This window comes from Acinetobacter sp. YH01003 (assembly GCF_013420525.1).
GTDB lineage: Bacteria > Pseudomonadota > Gammaproteobacteria > Pseudomonadales > Moraxellaceae > Acinetobacter > Acinetobacter towneri.
In genome coordinates, this window is sequence record NZ_VOXY01000040.1 from 1 (window position 1) to 2177 (window position 2177).

The window sequence follows — 2177 nt, forward strand, 5'->3', positions numbered from 1 at the left end:
TTTTCTGACTTAAATTTCGCTCAAATAAACTTCGAGTAATTTAAACCAATCAATCAATGAAATATCTTCGATTAATCAATCAGTAAAAATCCACACAAGTTGTTCTTCATAATCTCTTAATGATCTTAATTTCTGCCTCGTCAGCAGAAATTTTAACGCAAAACACTTCTAAAAACTCAACCCTGTAAGCTAAGTTCGTAGGCTGTTTCGCGTCGGGATGGGTGCATTATAGGGCAATTTCCTACACGTGCAAGTGCTTTTAACTGCTTGTTTTCACGAGTGTTGGATTTTTACGCACTATTTTGGTTCAAAAACACACAAAACTCGCACTAACCCTATAATTTTAAATTAAAAATATGTTTTTCATATTTTTGCAATCTAAATCCGCTTATTTTGTTGGGGCAGCCTCTTTCACTTTCACACTGAGTATTTTTACCGCTTGTTTCGGTACATTTTGATGCATGCCATAGTTGCCTGTTGGTACTTTTACAATTTTATCGACAACATCCATACCTTTAGTGACTTGACCAAATACCGCATAGCCTGCGTTACGTGGACTTCGATTTAAGAAATCGTTATCTACCACATTAATAAAGAATTGGCTGCTGGCAGAATCAGGATGATTCATACGTGCCATTGCCAAGGTACCACGGGTATTTTTCAATCCATTACTTGATTCATTACGAATGGTCGCTTTGGTTGGCTTTTCTTGCATATTGGCATCCATACCACCGCCTTGCACCATAAAGCCTGGGATAACACGATGGAAGATCGTACCGTTATAGAAGTTTGACTTGGCATAGTTTTCAAAGTTCTTTGCAGAAACTGGGGCTTTGTCATTAAACAGTTCGATTTCAATATTGCCCATGCTGGTTGTCATTTCTACCACGGTGTTGGCTGCCATCGTATTGAAGCTGATAAGCATTGCTGCCATGGTAAACATACTTTGTTTTAACATTTGCTGACCAATCCATCTGTGTTGTATTTGCATTGCATCTATATTAACCCGAATTACGGATAAGAAAAGCCCTTGAAAAAAAGGTAGTTAGAGCCATTTAGAAAGTTACGACACAACCCAAAGGCTCTAACTACCATGTACGATTTTACAGAAATTTTTTGTATTGTTGATGATTTTTTCAAAAAATTTGAACCCATCTATTGGCAATTTCTCAAGCAAGAAAACAAACGTCAACGTATCAGACAAGCAACGCTATCTTTATCAGAAATTGTGGCTATCTCCATCTACTATAAAACATCTCAAGTACATAATTTTAAGATGTTTTTTAACTTGCTTTGTCAGTTTGAAAGCAAACTCTTTAAAGACTTGCCTTGTTATAAAAACCTGATTACCCTCATCAATCAGCACCAACTTGCTATTCATGCTTTGCTTTATGCGTTGAGCCAAAAAGATGAAAGTTCATATTTATGGATTGATTCAACACCTTTACCTGTTTGTAAAAATAAAAGAATCCCTAAAGGTCATCATGCTTTAGATGAGATTGCTTCTCGTGGTAAAAGTACGATGGGCTGGTTTTATGGTTGCAAATTACACTTGCTGATGAATCAAGAGGGTGAAATTGTAAATTCAGATTTATCAAACGGACATATTGCTGATCTTAAAAAAGTTGAGGATTTAGTGAATGGCTTATCAGCAACGGTCTATGGTGATAGAGGCTACATTAGCCAACCATTGAAAGAAACACTTAAAGAGCAAGGCATTGATTTAATTACTTATCCAAGAAAAATATGAGAGTGACCTTATTGCCATTTTCTGATGAATTTCATCTACGACAACGTAAAAGAATTGAAACATTGATAGGATTATTGAAAGAAAAATATCACTTAGTTACGAGTAAACATCGTTCGATTGCTGGTTTTTTAGCAGGCGTATTTTCTTCACTATGTGCGTATCAACTTTGCCAAAAGAATAAGCCTAAAATTCATGTGATTAAATCTTTGGCTTATCCGTAACTGGGGTTATATTAATAAGATTATGCGACTAAATCAGTGGTTATTTTTTATCACGCTGGAAAACTTATGTTTGACATCATCCCCCCCTTAAAAGAGGGTGATTCCTACAGCTAGACGCTTATGCCCAAGCGCAAGAATGTTTAGAGCTGAGTTTATATCTCGATCATGAGCTGTACCACAGCTCATGCACTCCCATTCTCTTATTC

General features: G+C 36.3%; 2 protein-coding genes and 1 pseudogene. 1 reads left to right on the forward strand and 2 read right to left on the reverse strand.

The window, feature by feature from the left end:
* Positions 1 to 388 precede the first annotated feature (388 nt).
* Complete coding sequence (locus tag FTT70_RS13450) at positions 389 to 958, reverse strand: peptidylprolyl isomerase (protein WP_154321226.1); 570 nt, start codon at positions 956 to 958, stop codon at positions 389 to 391.
* A gap of 135 nt (positions 959 to 1093) precedes the next feature.
* Between FTT70_RS13450 and FTT70_RS13455 the strand changes: the two are divergent.
* Positions 1094 to 1971 (forward strand): annotated as a pseudogene (locus FTT70_RS13455) (IS982-like element ISAba4 family transposase).
* An 87-nt stretch (positions 1972 to 2058) separates the two neighbouring features.
* On the opposite strand, the gene FTT70_RS13460 reads toward FTT70_RS13455, so the two are convergent.
* Positions 2059 to 2177, reverse strand: a 119-nt coding sequence (locus FTT70_RS13460) for a zinc ribbon domain-containing protein (protein ID WP_180168725.1), incomplete at its 5' end; no start/stop codon positions are given.